At 56.0% G+C, this 2285-nt stretch carries 3 protein-coding genes and 1 pseudogene; 1 reads left to right on the top strand and 3 read right to left on the bottom strand.

What is annotated here, in order from left to right; genetic code table 11:
* The coding region (locus VBE63_RS27695; protein ID WP_323686208.1) for a group II intron reverse transcriptase at positions 1–1113 on the top strand (1113 nt) is incomplete at its 5' end.
* Positions 1114–1343: 230 nt separating this feature from the next.
* On the opposite strand, the pseudogene VBE63_RS27690 reads toward VBE63_RS27695, so the two are convergent.
* The 3 genes and pseudogenes from VBE63_RS27690 to VBE63_RS27680 form a co-directional block, all read right to left on the bottom strand.
* A pseudogene (locus VBE63_RS27690) lies at positions 1344–1685 on the bottom strand (UDP-N-acetylglucosamine 2-epimerase); the annotation flags it as partial.
* Complete coding sequence (locus tag VBE63_RS27685; protein WP_323686209.1) at positions 1678–1890, bottom strand: type II toxin-antitoxin system HicB family antitoxin; 213 nt, start codon at positions 1888–1890, stop codon at positions 1678–1680. The gene VBE63_RS27685 and the pseudogene VBE63_RS27690, both read right to left, overlap by 8 nt.
* Complete coding sequence (locus VBE63_RS27680; RefSeq protein WP_323686207.1) at positions 1890–2150, bottom strand: type II toxin-antitoxin system HicA family toxin; 261 nt, start codon at positions 2148–2150, stop codon at positions 1890–1892. The genes VBE63_RS27685 and VBE63_RS27680 overlap by 1 nt, the downstream gene beginning before the upstream one ends.
* Between the last annotated feature and the right edge of the window lie 135 nt (positions 2151–2285).

Genomic DNA, 2285 nt, shown 5'->3' with positions numbered 1-2285 from the left:
TTTGACAATATCAGCCACGACTGGTTACTCGCCAACATCCCCATGGATAGGGGGATACTCAGAAAATGGCTGAAAGCTGGCTACATGGAGAAACATTCCCTCTTTCCAACGGAAACAGGTACACCTCAGGGGGGTATCATTTCTCCTACCTTGGCCAATATGGCTCTGAATGGTCTCGAAGACGCCATCCACTCCCACATCGGGAAGATGGGAGCTAAGGAGAAAAAGAAGGCCAAGATCAATGTGGTGCGATATGCAGACGACTTCATTGTGACTACAAGTGCACACTGGCGCTGTTGCCTAGCGAAAAAAGCTGCTAAGGATTTCCTGGAAGTCAGGGGTCTGGAACTCTCGCAAGAGAAGACTCACTACACGCATATCGAAACGGGTTACGACTTCTTGGGCTGGAACATCCGGAAATACAACGGCAAGTTCCTCATCAAGCCCAGCAAGAAGAATGTAAAAGCCCACCTGAACAAGATCAGAATGGTCATCAAGGAGATGAACGGGAATAGCCAGAAAGCACTGATGGGCCGGCTGAACCCCATCATACGGGGATGGTCAGCCTATCACGCGAACCAGGTCTCAAAGAAGATCTTCAACAAGGTCGATCACAGGATCTGGCAAGCACTCTGGAAATGGGCGAAGCGACGACACCCCCACAAGGGTGAGCGGTGGATCAAAGACCGGTACTTCTACAACTACGGTGGAAGGGATTGGGTCTTCGGATACTGGGAAACGACAAAAGACGGAACCAAACGGTTTGCAAGACTCCTCACTCACGCGGAGACGCCGATTCGCCGTCATGTCAAAATCAAGGCTGATGCCAATCCATTCGATCCCGAATGGGAATCCTACTTCGAGCAGCGGGAAACCAACGCCATGAAGAAGGCTCAACAGGGGCGGGTGAAGAGTCTTTGGCTCCGGCAGGAAGGGAAATGCCCGATCTGCCACCAGAGGATCTTGGTCGAAGGAGAGGAATGGGCGATCCATCACGTTCACCCTAAATCCCTCGGAGGCCCAGACACACTGGATAACCTGAGACTACTCCACGGAAACTGCCATCGCCTAGTCCATAGCAAGCATAAAACCGAAGCACTGCCGGCTCTATGATGAATAGGGCTTACATAAGGCTTGAGCCGTGTGCGGTGAAAGTCGCACGCACGGTTCTTAGGGGGGGATAGGTCAGTAATGACCTGTCCCTACCCGACAGCAGCTCAAGGGCCGGTTCGCTCATGTCTTTTGGTCCGGTCGACAGTCCGCACGACATTCCGCTTCAGCGCCGAAAGGCATCAAATGGGGTCCGACCCCTTAGCCGCACGAAGCCCTCGATCAGGAACACCAGCAATGGCACAAGCCATGGTCGAGGTGACGTCGCTCACCACCAGACACAGGCGCGAGGGCGACTCCAGCAGCCGCCGCTCGTAACGCGTTATGATCGCGGCGGTCTGCTCGGCCTGGGTGCCAGAGCCCACCTCCAGATTCACATCCGGCTGCGGGATGCCCAGCTGCTCAAAAAAAGACCCCGACAGGCGGGGGTCATAGTGCTGGCCGGTATGCACCAGGCGGTATCGCAGCGGGCCACCCGCCGCCGCCCGCGCCTGTAGCGCCTTAATGATCGGCGCCACCTTCATGAAGTTCGGCCGCGCGCCGGCGATGATGTCGAGCAGTCTAGTTTCAGGCATACATCAGCTTCCTGCCTTTTGGCTCAGGGATTGGATCGCCGAACTCTGCAGCGGTATCGATCCAAAGCTGGATCGCCTCCTGCGCTTGCCCCAAGGCGGCTTCATAGCTGTCCCCGTGCGCAACGCACCCCGGCAACTCGGGCACCTCGGCAAGGTAAGCCCCATCTTCCTCACTCCAGTAAATGATCGTCTCGTACTTGAACATCAATCATCACCCTCTTCGAGCAGGCGATACCTCAAAATAACAGCCCGAACCTGCCTGACCTGATACGGCTTGGCGTGATTGCCTTCGCGTTGCAGATTGATCTTGTCCTCAACGCCCTGCTTGCGGAAAACATGATGACTACCGCGAACACGCTCTTGAAAGCCTAGCTTCCTCAACAGGTCGCAGAGGTCATCAAAACCGATATTCGCGTCCGAAGCACCACGCAGGATCTTCGCGACCAGCTTTTCGACCCGGCCCATCCTACTTGCCTAACTGCCTAACTGCCTAACTGCCTCACTGCCTTCCTCCCCAGCCACCTCAATCGTCACCCGACTCACCTCCAAAATCTCCTCCAGCGGAATCGGTGCCGGGCCGCCCGCGCGCAGCGCGTGCAC

Origin of the sequence: Lamprobacter sp. (assembly GCF_034860625.1) — a bacterium.
Classification (GTDB): Bacteria; Pseudomonadota; Gammaproteobacteria; order Chromatiales; family Chromatiaceae; genus Lamprobacter.
This window is presented reverse-complemented; position numbering and strand designations above follow the sequence as displayed.